Below are 22,378 nucleotides of genomic sequence, written 5' to 3'. Positions count from 1 at the left end.
TCCTGCGGCGGCTGCGGTAGGGGCTACTTCCGACGGTACCCGAACGGAGGTACGCAGGTCAGCGCGCCCGTGGCCACAGCTGCGGGTCGGGGGTGAAGCGGACGCGGAGCACCCCGTCGACGAGGGCGGCGCCGGAGACGGTGCAGCGGCGCAGGGCGGAGGGGAGGGAAACGGTCCTGCGGTGCGGGCCGACCGCGAGGAGCAGTTCGTCGCCGCGCCGGACCAGGTCGAGCTCGTCCTTGCAGGCGCGGGGCAGCGGGACCGCCCAGACGAGTACCCCGTCCTCGGCGAGCCGGTCCTCGACGGCCCAGCGGGCGCGGGGGGCGGGGGCGGGGGCCGGGGCCATGCCGTGGGCGGCGGCGAGCTCGCCGGGGTCCCGGGGGTCCCGGCCGAGGTGCCCCAGGGGGACGACCGGCAGGCCCCGTCGCCACTCCTCCAGGTACCGCCCCTGCTGGGCGGCGAGCCCGGCCACCCACGGGTCGGCGGAGTCCGCCGGGACGAGCCGGTTGGCCACCAGGTCGCGGACGGGCAGCTCGTACAGGGCGAGGCCGAGCAGGCCGGTGCGCAGGGCGGCGTCGGCGGCGGGGCCGGGTTCGGCGACGAGGCGGACGCCGGTGGTGGGGGCCTCGACGACGGCCTGGACGGCGGCGAGCTCCTCGTCCCAGCGGGCGGCGGTCTCGTAGAGCCACTGGGCGGGCATGGGGACCCCGGCGAGCTGGGCCAGTACGGGGCGCAGGGCGCGGGCCGCCTGGCGCTCCGCGGGCAGCAGCCGGGCCAGGTAGCGGCGCAGCTGGGCGGGGAGGGCGAGGGTGGTGAGGGCCTGGTGCAGCGGGGGCATGTCGACGACCACGAGGTCCGTGCCGGGCGCGGCGGCGGCCCGGCGCAGGCCGCGGAGCAGGGCGAACTGCTCGGCGCCGGGGAGTTCGGTGAGTTCCTCGGCGCCGAGCGGGCTGCCGCCGAGCATCCCGAGGAGGGTGGCGCCGCGCTCCTGGAGGGCGGCGAGCTCGGTGCGGAACTCCTCGCCGGAGTCGATGCGGGCGAGGCGGAGCCGGTCGGGGGCCGGGGCGCCGTGCCAGGGGTCCTCGCCGCACAGCAGGAGCACCCGCTGTCCGGCGCGGGCCGCGGCGAGCGCGGTGGCGGCGGCGACGGTGGTCCGGCCGGCGCCGCCGGGGCCGGTGACGAGGAGGGTGTGCGGCATGCGGTGCTCCGGGTCGTAGATCATCCTCCCCTGCACGCTACGCCGCCCGGCGGCGGGTCCGGACCGGGGGGCGTGCGGCCCCGCTCTTCGCCCCTTCCCCCGGGGCTCCGCCCCGGACCCCGCGCCTCAAACGCGGGCGGGGCCGGAATTTCGCTGCGCGAAATCCAGCCCGCGCGGCGTTTGAGCGCACCAACCGGTCAGGCGCCGGATTCGACGCGCTTCTTCAGGCCCGCCAGGGCGCGGTCGATGATGACCTTCTCCGCCTTGCGCTTGATCATGCCGAGCATGGGGATCTTGACGTCGACCGTCAGCTGGTAGGTGACCTCCGTGCGCCGCCCCCCGTCCAGCGGGGCGAGCCGGTAGGAGCCGTCCAGCTGGCGCAGCATCTGGGACTTGTGGAGGGTCCAGCCGACCTCGTCCTCGCCCTTCCAGCTGTAGGACAGGGTGTGGTCGTCCTTGATCGCGCCGGCGTCCAGCAGCAGCCGCACCTTCTCGGCTCGGCCCTCGGCGTCGGTGGAGAGCACCTCGGCCTCCTTCACCTCGCCGGTCCACTCGGGGTAGCGGGCGAAGTCGGCGATGACGGCCATGACCTCGGCCGGCGCGGCCTCGATCGTGATGCTCGAGCTGGTGTGTTCCGCCATCGCGGTCGCTCCTCCGGGGGTACCGCCCAGCGGTGGCTGGGGGAGAGTGTTCGGCAAGGGTGCGGGGGCCTCCGGCCGCCGCACGAAGGCTACCGCGCGCGCATGCCCCGCCACTGCGGCACCCTGGCCCACGGGCGCGCGGTCACCATTCCAGGGCCCACGGCCGGCCCGTCGCCGCGAAGTGGCCCACGTTCACGCACTCCGTGGCCCCGATCCGCATCCGCCGTGCCAGCGGCTGGTGGACGTGCCCGAAGAGGGCGTGGCGCGGCCGGGTGCGGCGGATCGCGGCCAGCAGGGCGGCGCTGCCGCGTTCGAAGCGGCGGGCGACCGTGTCGTAGCAGAGCTCGGGGACCTCCGGCGGGATGTGGGAGCACAGGACGTCGACCTCGCCGAGCGCCTCCACCTTCGCCGCGTACTCGTCCTCGTCCACCTCGTACGGGGTGCGCATCGGCGAGGGCAGTCCGCCGCCGACGAAGCCGAAGACGCGGCCGCCGATCTCCACGCGCTGCCCGTCGAGGACGGTGGTGCCGGGTCCGGCGTACTCGTGCCACAGGCCGGGGATGTCGACGTTGCCGTAGGTGGCGTACGTCGGGGTGGGGAAGGCGGCGAACATCTGCGCGTACTGGCGGCGCACGGCTTCCTCGATCATCCGTTCCCGGTCCAGCCCGTCCCAGAGCCGGCGGCCGAATTCGCGCGCCTCGGCGAAGCGGCGGGCCGTGCGCAGCTCGACGATGCGGTGGGCGTTCTCGACGCCGAAGAGGTCGGGGAAGATGCCGCGCGAGTGGTCGGCGTAGTCGAGGAAGAGGACCAGGTCACCCAGGCAGACGAGGGCGTCGGCGCCGTCGCCGGCCCTGGCGAGCGCGTCGGTGTTGCCGTGGACGTCGCTGACGACGTGGACCCGTGTACGCCTCTTGCTGGCACCCATGCCCGCCACCCTAGGGCTGCCCGTGCCCGGCGGGTAGAGGGGGGCTCGCAGGCGGCCGGACCTGCGGTTACTTCCGAGTCCTGGAGGCGGTCGACTACTGTCGGCAGCGCTGTGGCGGCGTTTGCGATGCACGGCGAAGTCCAGAATGTGACGCACGGAACATCTGGCCGGTTCCCTCTATCGGGAACCCACTACCGGTGGGTAACGTCCGGTCGGTCCACACGGTGGCGATGGCGCCCAGAGGAGCAGCAGTCTTGCGCGAGTTCAGCCTTCCGGCCCTGTACGAGGTCCCGTCGGACGGGAACCTGACGGATCTCATCCGCCGCAACGCCGCCCAGCACCCAGACACCGCCGTCATGAGCCGCAAGGTCGACGGCCGGTGGCAGGACGTCACGGCGACGGAGTTCCTCGCCGAGGTGCGCGCCGCCGCCAAGGGCCTGATCGCGGCGGGCATCCAGCCCGGCGACCGGGTCGCGCTGATCTCCCGCACCCGCTACGAGTGGGTCCTGTTCGACTTCGCGATCTGGAGCGCGGGCGCGGTCACCGTGCCGGTCTACGAGACCAGCTCCCCGGAACAGATCCAGTGGATCCTCGGTGACTCCGGCGCCGTCGCCGCGATCGTGGAGAGCCCGGGCCACAACGCGGCCGTGGACGCCCTGCGCGACCGGCTGCCGGAGCTGCGCGAGGTCTGGGAGATCGAGCAGGACGCCTTCGGCGCGCTGAAGGCCGCCGGCGCCGACGTCGCGGACGCCGACGTGGACGCCCGCAGCTCGCTGGCCAACGCCGACGACCCGGCCACCATCGTCTACACCTCGGGCACCACCGGCCGCCCCAAGGGCTGCGTGCTGACCCACCGCAACTTCTTCGCCGAGTGCGGCAACGTCGTGGAGCGCCTGAAGCCGCTCTTCCGCACCGGCGAGTGCTCGGTGCTGCTGTTCCTCCCGGCCGCGCACGTCTTCGGCCGCCTGGTCGAGGTCGCGGCGGTGCTGGCGCCGATCCGGCTGGGCTGCGTGCCGGACATCAAGAACCTCACGGACGAGCTCCAGTCCTTCCGCCCGACGCTGATCCTGGGCGTGCCGCGCGTCTTCGAGAAGGTTTACAACTCGGCGCGCGCCAAGGCCCAGGCCGACGGCAAGGGCCGGATCTTCGACGCCGCCGCCGAGACGGCGATCGCGTACAGCCGGGCGCTGGACCTGCCCTCGGGCCCGTCCTTCGGCCTGAAGCTGAAGCACAAGATCTTCTCCAAGCTGGTCTACAGCAAGCTGCACGCCGTCCTCGGCGGGCGCGGCGAGTACGCGATCTCCGGCGGCGCCCCGCTGGGCGAGCGGCTCGGCCACTTCTTCCGCGGCATCGGCTTCACGGTCCTGGAGGGCTACGGCCTGACGGAGACCTGCGCGGCCACGGCGTTCCTGCCCTGGGACAAGCAGAAGATCGGCACGGTCGGCCAGCCGCTGCCGGGCTCGGTGCTGCGCATCGCCGACGACGGCGAGGTGCTGGTGCACGGCGAGCACGTCTTCAAGGAGTACTGGAAGAACGAGGCGGCCACCGCCGAGGCGATGTCCGACGGCTGGTTCCACACCGGTGACGTCGGCACGCTCGACGAGGACGGCTACCTGAGGATCACGGGCCGCAAGAAGGAGCTCATCGTCACGGCGGGCGGCAAGAACGTCGCCCCCGCCGTGATCGAGGACCGGATCCGGGCCCACGCGCTGGTCGCCGAGTGCATGGTGGTCGGCGACGGCAAGCCGTTCGTGGCGGCGCTGGTCACCATCGACGAGGAGTTCCTCGGCCGGTGGGCCGCGGAGAACGGCAAGCCGGCCGGGTCGACGGCGGCGGACCTGCGCGAGGACGCGGACCTGATGGCCGCCGTCCAGAAGGCCGTGGACGACGGCAACGCGGCGGTCTCCAAGGCGGAGTCGGTGCGCAAGTTCCGCATCCTCCCCTCCCAGTTCACGGAGGAGTCCGGCCACATCACTCCGTCGCTGAAGCTCAAGCGCAACGTGGTGGCGAAGGACTTCGCGGACGAGATCGAGGCGCTGTACCGCCCCTGACCCCGGTCAGCGCGGGTCCTCGGCCAGGATCCGCTCCATGTTCCGCTCGGCGAGGGCCGTGATCGTCACGAACGGGTTCACGCCGAGCGAGCCGGGGACGAGCGACCCGTCGAGGACGTAGAGCCCCCGGTACCCCTTGACCCGCCCGAAGGCGTCCGTGGCCTCGCCGAGGACGCAGCCGCCCAGCGGGTGGTAGGTGAAGGTGTCGGCGAAGGCCTTGTTCTCCCCGAACAGGTCGTAGCGGTACATGGTGAAGTTCCTGAGGTTGATGCGGTCGAAGAGGTTCTTGGCCGCCGCCACCGACGGGGCGTTCTGGTCCCGGGTCCACTGGAGCCGCGCCGAGTCGGTGGCGGCGTCGTAGGTGAAGTGCCCGCGCTCCGGGTTCTTCGTGATGGCCAGGTACATCGAGATCCAGTGCTCGATGCCCATCGGGAGCGGGGCGATCTCCGCGAAGACCGGGTTGGCCGCGTTGTCCCAGTCGTCGATGCCGAGGGCCGGCATGGTGGCCTGGTTGGCGCCGACCGTGTCCCAGAGGTGGTTGGCGCGGGCGGTCATGACGTTGCCGTTGGTGCCCCAGTTCCGCCCGACCCGGTCGCTCAGCGCGGGCAGGGCGCCGGTCTCGCGGGCGCGCAGCAGGATCTCGGTGGTGCCGAGGCTGCCGGCACCGAGGAAGAGCCGGTCGCAGCCGAGTTCGCGGACCTGGGTGACCTTGCCGGTGACGTCGCTGGTCCGGACGGTGAGGACGTATCCGCCGGCGGGGTCCTGGCGTACGGCGACCACGCGCTGCATGGTCTCGATGGTGACGTTGCCGGTGCCGAGGGCGGCCGCGAGGTAGGTCTTGTCGACGCTCTTCTTGCCGTGGTTGTTGCCGTAGATGACCTCGCCGGCGAGCGCGGACTTCGCGGCGGTGCCGGCGGCCTCGCGCTGCATGTACCCGAAGTCGTAGACGTTGGGCACGAAGGTGGTCCTGAGGCCGGTGTTCTGGGCGTGCTTGCGGGAGATCCGGGCGAAGCGGTACCACTCGGTGGACTCGAACCAGTCGGGGTCGACGGTGTTGACGCCGAGCATGGCGCGGGCGCGCGGGTAGTAGGTGCCGTACATCTCCTCGGCGTCGACCTGGGGCAGCACCTCGGAGAAGTAGCTGCGGCGGGGCGTGGGCGCCATGCCGCCGTTGACGAGGGATCCGCCGCCGACGCCGCGGCCGACGTAGACGGACATGTCGCCGTAGTTCACGCGGTCCAGGACGCCGGGGTAGGGGCTGATGTCGCGGTTGACGACGTCGAGCCAGAGGAAGGTGGCGAGGGGGGCCTCGGTGCGGGTGCGGTACCACATGGACCGCTGGTCGGGGGCGCTGGTGGACGGGAAGACCTTCCCGTCGGGCCCGGGGGTGTCCCACAGCCGCCCCATTTCGAGGACGACGGTGCGGATGCCGGCCTGTCCGAGCCTGAGCGCCGCGACGGCGGACCCGTAGCCGGAGCCGACGACGATGGCGGGCGCGTAGCGGGCGGCGGGCGGGGCCTCGGCGGCGGTGGCGGTGGTGAGGCCGATGCGGGTGAGGCCGAGGGCGGCGGCGGTGCGGAGGGCGTTGAGGCCGAGTTGACGGCGCGTCAGGTTCGGTGTCATGGGCGCATGATGGGCGGATTCCGCCGAAGCGGCCATAAGGCGGGGTGCCACGCATCTGAGTGACAGTCAGCCGTGTCGCTCCGCCGAGGGGGAGGGTTGCTCTCGCCGCCCCGCCCTTCGCCCGATCGAGGCGGAAACGTCCGCCTCGATCGCCGGCGGGGCCGTGAACGGCCCCGCCGACGGTCGAGGCCTGGGGTCCGGGGGCGCCGGCCGCGCCCCCGGCCCGGCTACAGCAGGTCCCGCAGCCGCTCCGCCAGGAGGTCCCAGCGCCACTTCTCCTCGACCCAGGCGCGGCCGGCCGCGCCCATCCGGGCCCGCAGCTGCGGGTCCTGGAGGAGCGGGACGATGCGGTCCGCCGCCTCCTCGGGGTCGCCGCCCCGGACCACCCACCCGGTCTCGCCGGAGAGCACCGCGTCCGGCGCCCCGCCCGAGTCCCCCGCGACCACCGGCAGGCCCGTCGCCGACGCCTCCAGGTAGACGATGCCGAGGCCCTCCACGTCCAGTCCGCCCCGCCGGGTCCGGCAGGGCATCGCGAAGACGTCCCCCGCCCCGTAGTGGGCCGGCAGTTCGGACCAGGGGACGGCGCCCGTGAAGACCACCGAGCCGGCGACCCCCTTCGCGGCGGCCAGCGCCCGCAGGTCCGCCTCGTACGGGCCGCCGCCCACGACCAGCAGCACCGCGTCCGGCACCTGCGCCAGGATCCGCGGCATCGCCTCGATCAGCGTGTCCTGCCCCTTGCGCGGGACGAGCCGCGAGACGCAGACGACCACCGGGCGGTCGCTGAGCCCCAGCCGGGCCCGGACCCCGGCACCGCCGGAATCGGGGTGGAAGGTCTTCTCGTCCACTCCCGGCGGGAGTTGGACCATGCGCGCCGCCGCCCGGTCCGTCACCGCCGAGGCGATCCGCGAGCGGGTGTACTCGCCCAGGTAGGTGAGGGTGTCCGTGCCCTCGCCGATCCGCCGCAGCAGCTGCCGCGCGGCCGGCAGCTGGGCCCAGCCCGCCTCGTGCCCGTGGGTGGTGGCGACCAGTCTCCGGGCGCCCGCCCGGCGCAGCGCCGGACCCATCAGGCCCAGGGGGGCGGCCGCCCCGAACCACACCGACTCGCAGCCGTGTTCGCGCAGCAGGGACACCGCCCGCCGGGTCACGCGGGGCGTCGGCAGCAGCATCGTGGTGCGGTCGCGCACCACGGTGAAGGGCTGCTCGGCGTCGAAGGCGGCGGTGGCCTCCCGGCCCTCCGCGCCGTGCTTCCAGGTGGAGGCGTAGACGACGACCCGCTCGGGGTCCAGCCGCAGCGCCATGTTGTGCAGGAAGGCCTGGATGCCGCCCGGGCGCGGCGGGAAGTCGTTGGTCACGATCAGCGTCTTGTGCATCCCCGCCAACGTACCGGACGGCTACCCGAGCTCCGTCCGCAACTCCTCCCGCCAGGCCTTCGTCAGGGCGGCCGGGTCCGTGCCCAGGGCCTGGCCGAGGGCGGTAGGCAGCGGTGCGCGGCCGGCGTCCTCGTAGAGCCGGACCAGGGCGGCGTCCCCCCAGCGGTCGGCGACGAGCCGGCAGGCGAGCCAGGCGCCCTCGTAGGCCCGGGCCATCGCCTCCTGGTCGCCGCCGAAGGCGAAGGCCCCGTCGTCCGGGAGGGCGGCCGGGAGGTCGCCGCGGCGGACGGACCGCGCGAGGGCGGGGGCGGCCTGCGCCGGGCCGAGGGGGCCCTGCCGGTACGCCGCCCAGTCCGCGAAGCCCTCGGAGAGCCACTGCGGGGTCCGGGCGGTGGTGGCGGTGCGGGTCGCGACGTGGGTGGTCTCGTGGGTGAGGACGATCTGCCGGCCGGCCTGCGACAGCTGCGCGTACCCCTCCGGGTTGACCACCACCCGGTCCGCGGGGGCGGGGCCGCCGCCGGTGGCGCCGGTGGTGACGGCCCCCATGCCCCGGTAGGCGTCGGCCGGCCGCCCCAGCAGCGCCGCCATCGCCTCCAGCGTGCCGGGGACCAGGACCACCACCCGCCCCGCCCACGGCCGCGGCCAGGCGGCGCTCACGGCCGGGACCGCCCGGTCGGCCTCGGCGGCGAGGCCGGAGAGGGTCTGCGGGCTCTGGCCGACGCCGAGCACGAGGGAGTGCGCTCCCCGTACGACGGCCACCTCCCCCTGGTCCCACAGCTGCGGCGGGGCCCCGGGGGCGGGCCGGTCGGCGGTGACCCGCCAGGCCGTGCCGCCGTCGGCGCCGGGGTCCCGGGCCAGTTCCACCTCGCGGGCGGACCCGGCCGGGGCGGTGTCGTAGCCGGCGAGGCGGTAGCGCAGCTCGGCGCGCGCGAAGGCGCGGGAGCCGTCCTGCCGGACCGAGGTGACCTCGTAGGCCCAGCCCTCCAGCGGGATCCCGGCGAGCCGCGCGGGCGGGGCCGCCGCCCAGTCGGCCACGGCCCGGCGCACCCGCCCGTCGACGGGCGGGGCCGGCGCCGCGCATCCGGCCGCCGCCGCGAGCAGGCACAGGGCCGGCACGAGGAGGCGCAGGAAGGCGCGGCGGAGGGGATCCATCCGCCGATCGTACGCAGGGCGGGGGTCAGGGCCGGGTGACGGAGGACACCGGCATCATCCCGACGGGGTCGTAGCGGACCCGGGCGCCGGGGTAGGGGGCGTGGATCACCTGGCCGTTGCCGACGTACATGGCGACGTGGCTGGCGTCCGAGCGGTACGTGACGAGGTCGCCGGGCTGGGCCTGCGAGAGCGGCACCTGCCGGCCGGCGTGGCGCTGCGCCTGCGAGGTGCGCGGCAGGGAGACCCCCGCCTGGCGGTACGACCAGACCATCAGCCCGGAGCAGTCGAAGCCGGAGGGGCCGGTGGAGCCCCACACGTACGGCTTGCCCACCGCGGCGCGGGCGGCCATCACGGCGGCCATGGCCCGGCCGGAGGCGCGGCCGGCGCCCGCGGGGACGCCGGGCAGGTCCGGCAGGGCGTCGGCGCGGCCGCCGGAGCGGGAGGCCCGCTCGAAGTCGGCGCGCTCCTCGGAGGGCATGTCGTCGAGCAGCCTGCGGGCGGCGGCGAGCTTGGCCGTGACGGCGCGCTTCTGGGTGGCCACCTCGGTGCGCAGGGTCTCCAGTTCGGCGAGCTTGCGGGAGGCGTCCTGGCGCTGCTGGCCGATCCGGCGCTGCTCCTCGCGCAGTTCGGCGAGCTGCCTGGCCTGGCGGCCGCTGAGGCGGTCGAGGACGGCGGCCTTGTCGAGGTAGGCGCCGGGGTCCTCGGAGAGCATCAGCTCGACGGTGGGGTCGAGGCCGCCGGAGCGGTACTGGGCCCCGGCGAAGGTGCCGAGGACGCCGCGCATGGTGTTGACGCGGTCCTGGGCGCGGGCGACGGCGTCCTGGGCGCGGCCGATCTCGGCGCGCAGGGCGTCGGCCTTCTCGCCCGCCCGGTTGAACTTCTCGGTGGCCTGCTCGGCCTCCTCGTAGAGCCGGTCGACCTGGGCGCGGGAGCTCGCGGGGGGATCCTCGGGGAGGGCCGGGGCGGCGCCGGCGGGTGCGCCGCTCAGGGCCACGGCGGCGGTGGCCGCGGCTGCGGCGGTGAGGACGGCGGCCCTGGCGTTCCGGTCGGGGCCGCCGCTGCCGGGCCGGCGATGGGACGCCACGTGGCACCGCTCCCTTGTGCTGCGCGGGTCCGGGTCCGCCCCCGTGGACGGCCGTGTGCCGGGTTCCGCGCTGGCAGACAGTAGCGGCGCGGTCACGCGGCGGCCAACGCCCGCCGGCGGGCGCTCACGCCGGCGCCCCGCCTCTGACGCAGGTCATGGGCGGGGCGCGGGGTCAGGGCGGGTCCGCGCAATTCGCCCGGATGGGCGGTGTGCGGCGGGTGCCCGGGGGGCGGGGAGGGTCAGCCGACGCGGACGCCGAACTGGAAGGGCATGTTGCTCATGGCCTCGTAGCGCACGCCGCCGGTCGGGTTGGAGGCGTGGAAGACCTGGCCGTTGCCGGCGTAGAGGCCGACGTGGTGCAGGTCGCTGTAGAAGAAGACCAGGTCGCCGGGCTGGAGCTCGCTGCGGCCGATGCGGGTGCCGTCGTTGACCTGGGTGTAGGTGGTGCGGCTGATGCTGACGCCGGCCTGGCCGTAGGCCCACTGGGTCAGGCCCGAGCAGTCCCAGGAGTTGGGGCCGGTGTCGCCCATGTGGTAGGCGTCGCCCTCCTGGGTGATGGCGGCGGCGAGGGCGGCTCCGGCGCGGCCCGAGCCCTTCGCGGCGCCGGGCTTGGCGCCCGTACCGCCGCCGGCGGCCTTCGCGGAGGCCGCGCCGTCCTTGGCCGCGTCGCTCTTGAGCTCGCTGCGCTCCTCGGCGGTCAGCGAGTTGAGGAGGGCCTGGGCGTCGGAGAGCTTGCTCTGGGAAGCGGCCTTCTGCTCGGCCAGCTCCTTGCGGACGGCGGCGAGGTCGGCGAGCTTGCCCGTGGCTTCCTGGCGCTTCTGCGCGAGGCTGCGCTGCTTGGCCTGGATCGCCGTTATCTGCTCGACCTGCTTGCCGCTCAGCTGCTGGAGCGTGGACGCCTTGTCGAGGTAGGTGTCCGGGTCGCCGGAGAGGAGGAGCGCCACGGTCGGGTCGATGCCCTCCCCGCGGTACTGGGCGGTGGCCATGGAACCGAGGGCGTTGCGCAGGGAGTTGACCTCGTCCTGGCCGCGCGCCACCTGGTCCTGGAGCTGCGCGATCTCCTTCTCCAGCTTGTCCTGCTGCTCCTTGGCCCCGTTGAACTTCTCGGTGGCCTGCTCGGACTCCTCGTAGAGGGCGTCGACCTTGGTCTTGACCTCGTCCTTGTTCGGCTTGTCCGGTGCGGGTGCGGCCATGGCCGACTGGGAGGAGAGGGCGACGGCCGCGGTGGCGAGGGCGGTGAGGACGCTGACGCGGGTGCGGGTCGGCGGCTTGGGTCGACGGTGGGACGCCACGGACGCGAGCTCCTTCTTCCTGGAGCCGCCGAAGACGGTCGCACACTCGGCAGCGCGCCTCCGCCGACACCCCGAATGGGTGTCCTGCCGAACGAAGGTTTGAGCAGACCCTAGTGACCCGTCCGTGATCAGTTCAAATCCCGGAACGTAAAAATCCGCTGCCCTTCCGGCTTCTTTACCCGGGGCGCACGCTGCGTGCCGCCCCCCTGACGATGCGTCCCCCCCCACGCACCGTCAATTCGGGCATCCCGCGCAGTCGTTACATCAGGCGCAAGATCCGCGCAGTACTACGAAACGCGCGCGAGCCGCTTGAGCAGCAGCGCCGACGCCACCGGCCGGGCCCCCGCCTTCGCCACCCCGTCGGCCACCTCGCGGTCGGTGGAGACCACCACCACCGGACGGCCGGGCGGCTCGGCCCGCACCAGCTGGCGGATCAGCTCGTCCGCCGTCACCCCGGCCTTGGAGAACAGCACCCGCACCCCGCGCGGCGGCGCGAGCAGCACCGGCGCCGCCAGCTCCGCCCCGTCGAAGACGCACGTCATCTCGGCGCCGGTCTGCGCGGCCAGCATCGACAGCCCGCCCAGCAGCCGCAGCCGCTGCTTCTCCAGCGGCATCGTCGGATAGCCGGTCTTCGTCACGTTGTAGCCGTCGACCACCAGGTGCGCCTGCGGCAGCGCCAACAGCTGGTCCAGCAGCGCCGGATCGGTCTCCGACAGGGCCCGCGCCGCGATGTCCTTCGGGGTCATCCGGCCCGGCTCGACGGCGTCCACGGTGTCCGCGGGCCGCGTCGAGACCGGCGGCAGCGCCAGCTCGCGGCGCAGCCCCGCCGCCGCGTCCAGCACGGTGTCCAGCAGCAGCCGCAGCCGCATGTCCTCGACGCTGCGCCCCTCGCGGGTGGCCCGGCGCGCGGTCTCCAACGCCGACTCCGCCTCCGCCAGGCGGGACTTCAGCCGCCGGGACTCGCTCTCGGCCGCGGCCACCTGGGCGGCCGCCTCACCGCGGATCCCGTCGATCTCGCCGCCGAGCTTGCGCAGGGCCGCCTCGCCCCGCTTGACGTCGCTCAGGGCGCTGCGCAGCTTGCGCTGAAGCGATTCCGCTTCCTTGCGGGCGGCGTCCAGCTCGGCCCGCACCTGCTCACCGCCGCTGCGCTGGGCCTCGCGCAGCTGGGCCAGCTCCTCGCGCAGCCGCTCCAGCTCGCGCCGGTTCTCGTCGTCGACCCGCTCGGCGTCGGCGCGCTGCGCCTCCTCGCCCGCGGCGGCCACCAGCTTGACCCAGCCGGCCGGACGCAGCACGTACGCGGCGGCCGCCACGTCCAGCGGGTCCGCGGCGGCCGGCGGGGCACCGGACTCCAGCGCCCCGGCCAGTTCCGGCTGCGCCTCGCGCACCTTCTCCGCGACCCGGCTGCGGAAGACCCCGTCGCTCTCCACGGCGGCGGCCATCGCGTTGCCCGCGAACTTGGCGCGCCGGGTCGGGGTGAACCGGGCGTACTGGCGCAGCTGCGCCGGGAGGTCGGCGACCGTCAGGCCGCCGAAGGCGTCCGAGACGAGCGAGACGACCCGGCGCCGCACGCCTTCCGGCAGCGGGCGGTCGAGGACCTCCGCGGCGTCGCGGGCCGCGTCGGCCGGCCCGGCACCGCTTGCTGGCTCCACAATCCGTCACCCCTACCGTGATCTCCTGCGGGCCCGGCTCCGTCAGGAGTCGGTGCCCGGCCTGTCGACGAGCTCGATCTGGTCCACCGCGTTGCACCAGCGGCAGCGGACCGACTCGATGGTCTCACTGACCACCTCGCGCTCCTCGACCTTGGGCTCCCCGGCGAGGTCGAGGTGGACGTACTCCACCACCTTCGACGATCGGGTGACATCGAACCGCGTGAGGTTGCCGCACAGGGTGCAGCGCCACCGGGTGGTGTCGGTCGGCAGGGGAACCGTCGTCATCGGGCCGCTCTCTCCTTCGTAGCTCGTTCAATTAAAGCCTTCCGCGGCGGTCGCAGGACCGCAGCACGTAACCCTACGGCCTGGCACCACCCTCAGGGGGGTCCACCTGCGTCATGCTCTTTCCCATGATCGTAAAGTGGCGGGCCGTGCGCGAGGCCGCCCGGGGCCCCGTGGTCACGTACGCGCTGATCGCCGGCTGCTGCGCGGCGTTCCTGACGAGCCCGGCCTCGGGCCTGAACCCGTCCTTCGGGACCGGTGACCGGCTGATGGCGACGGGGACGGCCTACTTCCGGCACTGGGGCGTGGTCCCGGACGAACTCTTCTCGGGGGCGGTCCGCCCCCTGCTGACCCCGCTGACGGCGCTCTTCGTCCACGGCAGCTGGCTGCACCTGCTCGGGAACATGCTCTTCCTCTACGTCTTCGGCGCCATGACGGAGGAGCGGATGGGCCGGCCGGCCTTCCTCGTCTTCTACCTCTGCACCGGCTACGTGGCCCTGGCGGTCTACGCGGCGGCCAACGCCTCCTCCGACCAGACCCTGGTCGGGGCGTCCGGCGCGATCTCGGCGGCGCTCGGCGCGTTCCTGTGCCTGTTCCCCCGGGCCCGGGTGACGAGCCTGTTCCCGTTCCTGCTGTTCCTGCCGCTGCGGTTCCCGGCGTGGATCGTGCTGATGTTCTGGTTCGGGCTCCAGTGGCTGGCCGCGCACCGGGCGGGGAGCGGGCCGGGAGTGGCCTACCTCGCCCACGTGGTGGGCTTCTCCGTGGGGTTCTGCTACGCGTGGGCGCGATATCGCCGTACGACTAGAGTGAGGCGACCAGTGACTGCCGGCGAGGGAGACAGCCAACCGTGATCACCGCGATCGTGCTCATCAAGACCAGCGTGGACCGGATCCCCGAGATCGCCGAGTCCATCGCCCAGCTGGACAGCGTCAGCGAGGTCTACTCCGTCACCGGTACGTACGACCTGATCGCGCTGGTCCGCGTGGCCCGCCACGAGAACCTGGCGGACATCATCCCCGGCCGGATCTCCAAGATCCCCGGCGTCGAGGCCACCGACACCCACGTCGCGTTCCGCACGTACTCCCAGCACGACCTGGAAGCCGCCTTCGCCATCGGGCTCGACGCGTAGCACCGGCGGGGCTGCCCGTCAGCCCCGCGGGCGGCCGTCGCCCCGCCTACACGGCGGGAACGCAGCGGCCGTCCTCCGTGCGGTACTGCCACTTCGCGCCGGAGGTCACCAGCTCCTTGACCGCCCGCACGAAGCGGTCGACGTGCTCGTCCGGGGTCCCCGCGCCGAAGCTCACCCGGATCGCGTTCAGCGAACGCTCGCCCGGCGCCGCCTCCGGCGCCCCGCACTCGCCCGGCTCCTGCGGCTCGCCGCCCAGCAGCGTCCGCACCAGCGGGTGGGCGCAGAACAGCCCGTCCCGGACCCCGATCCCGTACTCCGCGGACAGCGCCGCCGCGAAGTGCGAGCTGTTCCAGCCGTCGACCACGAACGAGATGACGCCGACGCGCGGGGCGTCGTCCCCGAACAGGGACAGCACCCGCACCGCCGGGACCCCGGCCAGCCCCTCGCGGACCTTCGCGATGAGGTGCCGCTCACGGGCGACGAGGTCCTCGAACCCGGCCTCCTCCAGCGCGCGGCAGGCGGAGGCGATGGAGTAGACGCCGATCACGTTCGGGGAGCCGGCCTCGTGCCGGGCGGCGGTGGTGTGCCACTCGACGTCGACGCCGCCGTCCTCGCGGCGGGCCACCGTACGGGAGGCGCCGCCGCCGGCCAGGTACGGCTCGGCCTCCCGGAGCCAGTCCGCGCGGCCCGCGAGGACGCCCGAGCCGAAGGGCGCGTACAGCTTGTGCCCGGAGAAGGCCACCCAGTCCACGTCCAGCTCCCGCACCGAGACCGGGTGGTGGGGCGCCAGCTGGGCGGCGTCCAGCACGATCCGCGCGCCGTGGGCGTGCGCGGCGGCGGCCAGCTCCCTGACCGGCCACAGCTCGCCGGTGACGTTGGACGCACCGGTCACGCAGACCAGCGCCGGGCCGTAGGGGTCGCGGTCGGCGAGCGCCCGCTCCAGGGTCGCGACGGCCTCGCCCGGGGTGCGCGGGGCGTCGAGGTAGGTGACCTGCGCGTCGCACCAGGGCAGCAGCGAGGCGTGGTGCTCGGTCTCGAAGACGAAGACCTGGCAGTCGGCCGGGAGGACGGCGGCCAGCAGGTTCAGGGAGTCGGTGGTGGACCGGGTGAAGACCACCTGGTCGGCGGGGCGGCAGTCGAGGAACGCGGCGACGGTGGCCCGGCTCTGCTCGAAGAGGTCGGTGGACAGCTGCGAGAGGTACCCCGCGCCGCGGTGGACGCTGCCGTAGTAGGGGGCGTACGCGGCGACGTCGTCCCAGACCCGCTGGAGCGCGGGGGCGCTCGCCGCGTAGTCCAGGGCCGCGTAGGTGACCTCGCCGCCGGTGACGAGCGGGACGGTGACGTCCCGGCCGAGCACGGGCAGCGGCTCGGCACAGGCGGGGCCCTCGGCGGTGGCGGCGGCAACGGCGGCGGCGGTGGCGGTGTTCAGGGACGCGGACATGGCGGTATCTCCCGGCAGGCAGGGCTGAATGGCTTCGGTGTGCCCGTACGCGGGTACGGCGGCGCGCGGTGGCGGCAGCGGCCGTAGGGGGTACGGGAAGGACCTCGGACCGGTCGGGGGTACGCGGAAGGGACCCTGGTCCGAGGGATGAAGAAGGGGCGGAGTCGCCCTATCGCATTCGCTTGCTCACGGAAAACGCTCCTCGAGAGACCAGGACCCCTGGTGTCGAGGGATCCGCGCTTGCCGTAGACCTCGCTGCCTACGACCTGGTCATCACCCGGGGCACCCCGCCACGGAAGGAGGGTTGCCGGACAGCGAGCCGGGGCCTTGACGCTGTCACTCGTGACCTTGGGGAGCATCCTGCCACAGGGACCCCCGAACGCAAGACCCCGGTCCACGATGTGGACCGGGGTCGTGGCCGGAAGCACCCGGCCGGGTCAGGCGTTGCTGGCCGCCACCCACCGCTCCAGGGCGGCCCGGGCGGCGCCCGAGTCGATGGACTCGGCCGCGCGGGCGATGCCCGCCGACAGCTGCTCCTCCAGCGAGCCCGTACCCGGGTCCACGGCCACCAGGGCCGACGCCGAGTTCAGCAGGACGGCGTCGCGCACCGGGCCGGTCTCCCCCGCCAGCAGGCGGCGGGCCACGTCGGCGTTGTACGACGGGTCGCCGCCGCGCAGGGCGGAGATGTCGATGGTCGCGATGCCCACGTCGCGCGGGTCGAAGGCGTGCTCGGTGATCCGGCCCTCGCGGACCCACCACACCCGGGAGGTCCCGGTGGTGGTCAGCTCGTCCAGGCCGTCGTCGCCGCGGAAGACGAGGGCCGAGGTGTTCCGCTCGGCGAGCACGCCCGCCATGATCGGGGCCAGCCGGGGGTCGGCGACGCCCACGGCCTGCGCCGTGACCCGGGCGGGGTTGGTGAGCGGGCCGAGGCCGTTGAACGCCGTGCGCACCCCGAGGTCGCGGCGGGCGGAGGCCGCGTACCGCAGGGCGGGGTGGAAGACCACCGCGGCGCAGAAGGTGATGCCGGCCTCCTCGGCGACCTGCGCCACCCGCTCCGGGGTCAGGCGCAGGTTGACGCCGAGCTTCTCCAGCACGTCGGAGGAGCCGCTGGCGGAGGACGCGGCCCGGTTGCCGTGCTTGACCACCTTCGCGCCCGCGCCGGCCGCCACGATGGCGGACATGGTCGAGATGTTGACGGTCTTGGCGCCGTCGCCGCCGGTGCCGACGATGTCGACGGTCCGCCCGGGCACCTCGATCAGGTTGGCGTGGGCGTACATCGTGCGGACCAGCCCCGTGTACTCCTGCACGGTCTCGCCCTTGGCCCGCAGGGCCACCGCGAAGCCCGCGATCTGCGCGTCGGTGGCCTCGCCGCGCATGATCCGCTCCATCGCCCAGGCGGTGTCGTCGGTGGCGAGGTCGCGGCCGCAGAGCAGCGCCTCCAGGATGCCCGGCCAGCTGCGGGCCGCCACGCTGTCGCCGCCTGCCGGGGTCGCAACGTTCATGGTCAGCTCCTGCTGCTCGTCGGGGATCGCACGTCGGATGGGAAGGATCTCAGCCTATCCAGCCCCGGAGACGGCAAAGAGCCCCCGTCCAGACACTGGACGGGGGCTCCTGCCGTGGCGACACCAGGATCGGCCCGGGGGCCGGTCCCTCAAGCGGTCGTGCCGGAGATCAGTGGTGGCCGTGGCCGGACTGGATCTCCTTGTACTCCTCGGCGGTGGGCTTCGAGATCTGGTTGCCCTCCGCGTAGAGGCCCTTGCTGAGCTTCGCGCGCAGCTTCTCGGTGCGGGTCACCTTGCGCTCGACACCGTTCTCGTCGACCGTCGGGCCGAGCTCGATCGGCTTGTACTGCTCGTGCGAGGTGAGCGTGTGCAGCTTGCCCTGCGGGAGCGGCTCGTGGACCTCGATGAACTCACCGTGCGGCAGGCGCTTGATGATGCCGGTCTCGCGACCGTGCAGCACCTTGTCGTGGTCCCGGCGCTGGAGGCCGAGGCAGATCCGCTTGGTGGCGATGAAGGCCAGGACCGGGACGACGAAGAAGCCGATCCGGACGAACCAGGTGATCGAGTTGATCGACAGGTGGAAGTACTGGGCGAACATGTCGTTGCCGCCGCCGATGAGGAGCACGATGTACTCCGCGATCCAGGCGACACCGAAGGCCGTACGGGTCGGGACGTTGCGCGGGCGGTCCAGGATGTGGTGCTCGCGCTTGTCGCCGGTGATCCAGGACTCGATGAACGGCCAGACGGCGATCGCGCCGAGGACCAGCGGGAAGAGCAGCAGCGGGATGAACACGCCCAGGACGAGCGTGTGGCCCCACAGGTTGATCTCCCAGCCGGGCATGGCACGGATCAGGCCTTCCGGCATACCCATGTACCAGTCGGGCTGCGCACCGGTGGACACGTGGTCCGGGCGGTACGGGCCGAGCGCCCAGATCGGGTTGATCGAGGCGAGGGCCGCGATGGCCGCGATGACACCGAAGACCAGGAAGAAGAAGCCTCCGGCCTTGGCCATGTAGACCGGCAGCAGCGGCATGCCGACGACGTTGTTGTTCGTCTTGCCGGGACCCGCGAACTGGGTGTGCTTGTGGTAGAAGACCAGGATCAGGTGGGCCACCAGCAGGCCCATCATGATGCCGGGCAGCAGCAGGATGTGGATCGAGTAGAACCGCGCGACGAAGTCGCCGCCGGGGAACTCGCCGCCGAAGAGGAAGAACGACAGGTACGTGCCGACGATCGGCACGGACAGGATCGCGCCCTCCATGAAGCGGACACCGGTGCCCGAGAGCAGGTCGTCCGGCAGGGAGTAACCGGTGAAGCCGGTGAACATGCCGAGGACCAGCAGCAGGAAGCCGAAGATCCAGTTGATCTCGCGCGGCTTGCGGAACGCGCCGGTGAAGAAGACGCGCATCATGTGCACGACCATGCCGGCGACGAAGATCAGCGCGGACCAGTGGTGGATCTGCCGGATGAGCAGACCGCCGCGGACGTCGAAGCTGATGTCCAGCGTCGAGGCGAAGGCCTCGGACATCTGGACGCCCTGCATCGGCACGTACGAGCCGTGGTACACGACCTCGTTCATGCTCGGGTGGAAGAACAGCGTCAGGTACACACCCGTGAGGATGATGATGACGAAGCTGTAGAGGCAGATCTCACCCAGCATGAAGGACCAGTGGTCCGGGAAGATCTTGCGCATGTTCGCCTTGGCGAGGCTGTAGATGCCCAGGCGGCCGTCCGCCCAGTCGGCTACGCGCTCGCCGCGCGGCGCTTTGCGCTCGGTGGTGGTGGCAGTGCTCATCCGCGCTCCCAGAATGCAGGACCGACGGGCTCTTCGAAGTCGCCGAGCGCTTCGAGGAAGCCTTCGTCATTCACGCCGATCCGCAGCTGCGGAAGCGCGTGACCGGCCGGGCCGAAGATGACACGGGCGCCGTCGGAGAGGTCGAAGGTGGACTGGTGGCACGGGCAGAGCACGTGGTGCGTCTGCTGCTCGTACAGGCTGATCGGGCAGCCGACGTGGGTGCAGATCTTCGAGTAGGCCACGATGCCCTCGTGGGACCACTCCAGCTCCTGCTTGTCCTTGATGTCCTCCGGCTTGATCCGGACGAGCATCAGGGCGGCCTTGGCGATCTGGACCTGGAAGTCGTGCTGCTCCTCCTCCAGGCCCTCCGGCATGGCGAAGGTGAGGGAGCCGACCAGGACGTCCTCGGGGCGCAGCGGCTCCATGGTGTTCTGGTTGATGATCAGCTTGCCCTTGGCCCAGACGGTCTTGCGCAGCTTCTTCTCGGGCAGCGGGCCCAGGTCGCGCAGCAGCATCACGCCGGAGAGCGGCACCAGGGCCAGCGCGCCGAGCATGGTGTTGCGGATGAGCGGACGGCGCGCGATGCCGGACTCGTTCGCACCGTCGGCGAAGTCCTGCATGACCTTCGCCTTGACGTCGGCCGGCGCCGCGATCTCGTGGCGGTCGTCGGCGACCTCGACGTCGGACATCAGGGTGCGGGCCCAGTGGACCGCGCCCGCGCCGATGCAGAACAGGGCCGTGCCCAGGGTCAGGCCCAGGGCGAAGTTCAGCCCGCTCACCTTCCCGATGGGGAAGATGTAGACGATCTTGTCGACCGGGATGGACACGTACGAGGCGATGAAGCCGATGGTGGCCAGCATCGACAGCGTGAACAGCATCGCCACCGTGCGCTCGGACCGCCGGGCGGCCCGCTCGTCGATGTCCTGGATGCGCGGCTTGTGGACCGGGAGGCCGGGGTCGGCGAACGGGTCGTCCGCGACCGCTACGGCACCGTGGTGCGCGTCGCCCTGCTCGGTGGGCAGGTGCTTGTCTTCGGGAATGTCTTGGCTACTCATGACTTCTTGGCCTTAGCGGTGTGGGCCGCGACCCAGACGGCGACAGCGATCAGCGCACCCAGACCGAAGATCCAGCCGAACAGACCCTCGGAGACGGGGCCGAGGCCGCCGAGCTTCAGGCCGCCAGGGCTGACCGACTTCTCGCCGTTCACGGTCTGGAGGTACGCGATGATGTCCTTCTTCTGCTTCTCCGGCATCGTGCTGTCGGGGAAGGAGGGCATGTTCTGCGGGCCGGTGAGCATGGCCTCGTAGATGTGCTTCGGCTCCACGCCCTCGAGGTTCGGGGCGTACTTGCCGTTCGTCAGCGCGCCGCCCTCACCGGTGAAGTTGTGGCACTGCGCGCAGTTGTTGCGGAACAGCTCGCCACCGGCCGCGACATCGGCACCGGCCGGGTCGTACTGCTTCTCGGTCGGCGTGATGGGGCCGGCACCGAGGGAGGCGACGTACGCCGCCAGCTGGTCGATCTGGGCCTGGCTGTAGATGTTCCGCTTCTTCGGCACCTGGGCGCCGGGCTGCTGGGCGGGCATGCGGCCCGTGCTCACCTGGAAGTCGACGGCCGCGGAGCCGACGCCGACCAGGCTGGGGCCGTCAGAGGAACCCTGACCGCCGGTTCCGTGGCAGCTTGCGCATCCCACGGCGTAGAGCTTCTTGCCCTCCTCGATGGCGAGGGACTGGGCGGTTTCATCGGCCTGCGCCTTGCCAGCGGGCGCGAAGGCGGCGTACAGCCCCCCCGTGACCGCCAGCGCGAAGAGTAGAACGACGACCGCCGCCAGCGGATGGCGTCGTCGTGCGGAGAGCTTTTTCACGGATTACCCCGGTGTCAGGATCTTCTGCGTCGGTGTTTCTGGATGGTGTACCGGGCGGGACCCGGCGACGTTTCGCTACTTGATCAGGTAGATCGTGGCGAAGAGGCCGATCCAGACGACATCGACGAAGTGCCAGTAGTAGGACACGACGATGGCCGACGTGGCCTGTTCGTGGGTGAACCTCTTGGCCGCGTACGTCCGGCCGAGGACCAGCAGGAAGGCGATGAGACCGCCCGTCACGTGCAGACCGTGGAAGCCGGTGGTCAGGTAGAACACCGTGCCGTACGGGTTGGACGAGAGGCTCAGGCCCTCGTGCTTGACCAGCTCGGTGTACTCGAACACCTGGCCGCCAATGAAGATCGCACCCATGACGAACGTGATGATGAACCACGTCCGGAGCTTCTTCACGTCACCGCGCTCGGCGGCGAACACGCCGAGCTGGCAGGTGAGGGAGGAGAGCACCAGGATCGTGGTGTTCGTCGCCGAGAAGGGCAGGTTCAAGGCCGAGGCCTGTTCTGCCCAGTACTCGGCGCCCATCACGGATCGCAGGGTGAAGTACATCGCGAAGAGGGCCGCGAAGAACATCAGCTCGGAACTCAACCAGATGATGGTTCCGACGCTGACGAGGTTCGGCCGGTTGACCGTCGGGTGCGCGTGCCCGGTATCTACTGTCGTTGCTGTCGCCACGACCGACATTATGTCGGTCGCTTATCCCGCCCTCACCCCGGGGGGTGCCGTTCGGAGTGTCAGGGGGGTGTGCAAGGCCCGAACGGCCCATCAGATCACCCCCGCCGGGCCGCTCCCGCCGGCCCGGCGGAACCGATGTTGACACGGGGTCGGACGGAGTAGCATCCCGCGCATCATCAGCGTGATTCACGGACACGTGGAGGAACGAAATGCGGGCGACTGCGCGGGTTCTGCTCTACAGCGACGACGCGGGCACCCGGGAGCAGGTGCGGCTGGCGGCCGGGCGCAGGCCTGCCGCCGACCTGCCGCCGGTCGAGTTCCTGGAATGTGCCACGCTTCCGGCCGTTCTCAAGGAACTGGACGCCGGAGGCATCGACGCCTGCGTCCTGGACGGCGAGGCGGTCCCGGCCGGGGGCATGGGCGTGTGCCGGCAGATCAAGGACGAGATCTTCCGGTGCCCCCCGGTGCTGCTCCTGATGGGGCGGCCCCAGGACGCCTGGCTCGCCACCTGGAGCCGGGCCGACGCGGCCGTCACCCTCCCGGTGGACCCGGTGGAGTTCCCCGAGGCTCTTGCGGGGGTGCTGCGCTCCCGGCTGTCCCTGGACGCCTGAGGGGCCCGCGGGCCCCGGAGGTACGACGAGGGCCCGCGGACGGCCCTGTGGCCGTCCGCGGGCCCTCGCGGGCTCCGCGGGGGCG

Annotated in this window: 20 protein-coding genes and 1 riboswitch; of the genes, 4 read left to right on the top strand and 16 right to left on the bottom strand. The window is 72.6% G+C overall.

The window, feature by feature from the left end:
• Positions 1-58: 58 nt before the first annotated feature.
• The 3 genes from ACIRBY_RS10210 to ACIRBY_RS10200 all read right to left on the bottom strand — a co-directional run bounded on the left by ACIRBY_RS10210 (position 59) and on the right by ACIRBY_RS10200 (position 2,764).
• Complete coding sequence (locus ACIRBY_RS10210; RefSeq protein ID WP_403898771.1) at positions 59-1,222, bottom strand: ArsA family ATPase; 1,164 nt, start codon at positions 1,220-1,222, stop codon at positions 59-61.
• Positions 1,223-1,395: 173 nt separating this feature from the next.
• Complete coding sequence (locus ACIRBY_RS10205) at positions 1,396-1,839, bottom strand: SRPBCC family protein (protein WP_403898768.1); 444 nt, start codon at positions 1,837-1,839, stop codon at positions 1,396-1,398.
• A gap of 142 nt (positions 1,840-1,981) precedes the next feature.
• A complete protein-coding gene (locus ACIRBY_RS10200; RefSeq protein WP_403898765.1) occupies positions 1,982-2,764 on the bottom strand; it encodes a metallophosphoesterase in 783 nt (260 codons plus the stop codon).
• A 254-nt stretch (positions 2,765-3,018) separates the two neighbouring features.
• Here ACIRBY_RS10200 and ACIRBY_RS10195 point away from each other — a divergent pair, with 254 nt between their 5' ends.
• The gene (locus ACIRBY_RS10195) at positions 3,019-4,815 is read left to right on the top strand and encodes an AMP-dependent synthetase/ligase (RefSeq protein ID WP_403898762.1); all 1,797 of its coding nucleotides are present in this window, start codon (positions 3,019-3,021) and stop codon (positions 4,813-4,815) included.
• Between the two features lie 6 nt (positions 4,816-4,821).
• On the opposite strand, the gene ACIRBY_RS10190 is transcribed toward ACIRBY_RS10195, so the two are convergent.
• From ACIRBY_RS10190 to ACIRBY_RS10160, 7 genes are all read right to left on the bottom strand, one after another.
• Positions 4,822-6,438 (bottom strand): GMC oxidoreductase, encoded by a 1,617-nt coding sequence (locus ACIRBY_RS10190; protein ID WP_403898759.1) that lies wholly within the window; start codon positions 6,436-6,438, stop codon positions 4,822-4,824.
• 227 nt (positions 6,439-6,665) lie between these two features.
• Complete coding sequence (locus ACIRBY_RS10185; protein WP_403898756.1) at positions 6,666-7,808, bottom strand: glycosyltransferase family 4 protein; 1,143 nt, start codon at positions 7,806-7,808, stop codon at positions 6,666-6,668.
• A gap of 21 nt (positions 7,809-7,829) precedes the next feature.
• Entirely contained in the window at positions 7,830-8,960 is a 1,131-nt protein-coding gene (locus ACIRBY_RS10180; protein ID WP_403898753.1) for a hypothetical protein, read from the bottom strand.
• A gap of 25 nt (positions 8,961-8,985) precedes the next feature.
• Positions 8,986-10,044, bottom strand: coding sequence for an NlpC/P60 family protein (locus ACIRBY_RS10175; RefSeq protein ID WP_403898750.1), 1,059 nt, complete (start codon positions 10,042-10,044; stop codon positions 8,986-8,988).
• A gap of 239 nt (positions 10,045-10,283) precedes the next feature.
• Complete coding sequence (locus ACIRBY_RS10170) at positions 10,284-11,336, bottom strand: NlpC/P60 family protein (protein ID WP_403898747.1); 1,053 nt, start codon at positions 11,334-11,336, stop codon at positions 10,284-10,286.
• A 287-nt stretch (positions 11,337-11,623) separates the two neighbouring features.
• A complete protein-coding gene (locus ACIRBY_RS10165; RefSeq protein WP_403899571.1) occupies positions 11,624-12,988 on the bottom strand; it encodes an NYN domain-containing protein in 1,365 nt (454 codons plus the stop codon).
• Between the two features lie 39 nt (positions 12,989-13,027).
• Positions 13,028-13,270, bottom strand: coding sequence for a hypothetical protein (locus ACIRBY_RS10160; RefSeq protein ID WP_042813634.1), 243 nt, complete (start codon positions 13,268-13,270; stop codon positions 13,028-13,030).
• A gap of 113 nt (positions 13,271-13,383) precedes the next feature.
• Here ACIRBY_RS10160 and ACIRBY_RS10155 point away from each other — a divergent pair, with 113 nt between their 5' ends.
• Together ACIRBY_RS10155 and ACIRBY_RS10150 are read left to right on the top strand one after the other, a co-directional pair.
• Positions 13,384-14,118: a rhomboid family intramembrane serine protease gene (locus ACIRBY_RS10155; RefSeq protein ID WP_403898744.1), complete on the top strand. Its 735-nt coding sequence runs from the start codon at positions 13,384-13,386 to the stop codon at positions 14,116-14,118.
• Positions 14,115-14,396, top strand: coding sequence for an Lrp/AsnC family transcriptional regulator (locus ACIRBY_RS10150; protein WP_007263678.1), 282 nt, complete (start codon positions 14,115-14,117; stop codon positions 14,394-14,396). Before ACIRBY_RS10155 ends, ACIRBY_RS10150 begins: the two co-directional genes overlap by 4 nt.
• Before the next feature lie 46 nt (positions 14,397-14,442).
• Here the strand turns inward: ACIRBY_RS10150 and ACIRBY_RS10145 are convergent, their stop codons facing one another.
• The 6 genes from ACIRBY_RS10145 to ACIRBY_RS10120 all read right to left on the bottom strand — a co-directional run bounded on the left by ACIRBY_RS10145 (position 14,443) and on the right by ACIRBY_RS10120 (position 21,691).
• Entirely contained in the window at positions 14,443-15,837 is a 1,395-nt protein-coding gene (locus ACIRBY_RS10145) for an aminotransferase class V-fold PLP-dependent enzyme (protein WP_403898740.1), read from the bottom strand.
• Positions 15,838-16,068: 231 nt separating this feature from the next.
• A riboswitch (SAM riboswitch) is annotated at positions 16,069-16,185 on the bottom strand.
• Positions 16,186-16,274: 89 nt separating this feature from the next.
• On the bottom strand, positions 16,275-17,339 hold the full coding sequence (gene trpD, locus ACIRBY_RS10140) for an anthranilate phosphoribosyltransferase (RefSeq protein ID WP_042813637.1): 1,065 nt from the start codon (positions 17,337-17,339) through the stop codon (positions 16,275-16,277).
• A 169-nt stretch (positions 17,340-17,508) separates the two neighbouring features.
• On the bottom strand, positions 17,509-19,134 hold the full coding sequence (locus ACIRBY_RS10135; protein ID WP_403898736.1) for a cytochrome bc complex cytochrome b subunit: 1,626 nt from the start codon (positions 19,132-19,134) through the stop codon (positions 17,509-17,511).
• Positions 19,131-20,189 carry a Rieske 2Fe-2S domain-containing protein gene (locus ACIRBY_RS10130; RefSeq protein WP_403898733.1) on the bottom strand — a complete coding sequence of 353 codons (1,059 nt, stop codon included), beginning with the start codon at positions 20,187-20,189 and terminating at the stop codon, positions 19,131-19,133. Before ACIRBY_RS10130 ends, ACIRBY_RS10135 begins: the two co-directional genes overlap by 4 nt.
• Complete coding sequence (locus ACIRBY_RS10125) at positions 20,186-20,995, bottom strand: c-type cytochrome (RefSeq protein WP_403898730.1); 810 nt, start codon at positions 20,993-20,995, stop codon at positions 20,186-20,188. The genes ACIRBY_RS10130 and ACIRBY_RS10125 overlap by 4 nt, the downstream gene beginning before the upstream one ends.
• A 75-nt stretch (positions 20,996-21,070) precedes the next feature.
• A complete protein-coding gene (locus ACIRBY_RS10120) occupies positions 21,071-21,691 on the bottom strand; it encodes a heme-copper oxidase subunit III (protein WP_366452687.1) in 621 nt (206 codons plus the stop codon).
• A gap of 200 nt (positions 21,692-21,891) precedes the next feature.
• Here ACIRBY_RS10120 and ACIRBY_RS10115 point away from each other — a divergent pair, with 200 nt between their 5' ends.
• Positions 21,892-22,293, top strand: a complete 402-nt coding sequence (locus ACIRBY_RS10115; RefSeq protein WP_385523674.1) for a hypothetical protein — start codon at positions 21,892-21,894, stop codon at positions 22,291-22,293.
• The last annotated feature ends 85 nt before the right edge of the window (positions 22,294-22,378 follow it).

The sequence above is a fragment of the Streptomyces sp. NPDC096136 genome (assembly GCF_044763325.1).
Classification (GTDB): domain Bacteria; phylum Actinomycetota; class Actinomycetes; order Streptomycetales; family Streptomycetaceae; genus Streptomyces.
This window is presented reverse-complemented; position numbering and strand designations above follow the sequence as displayed.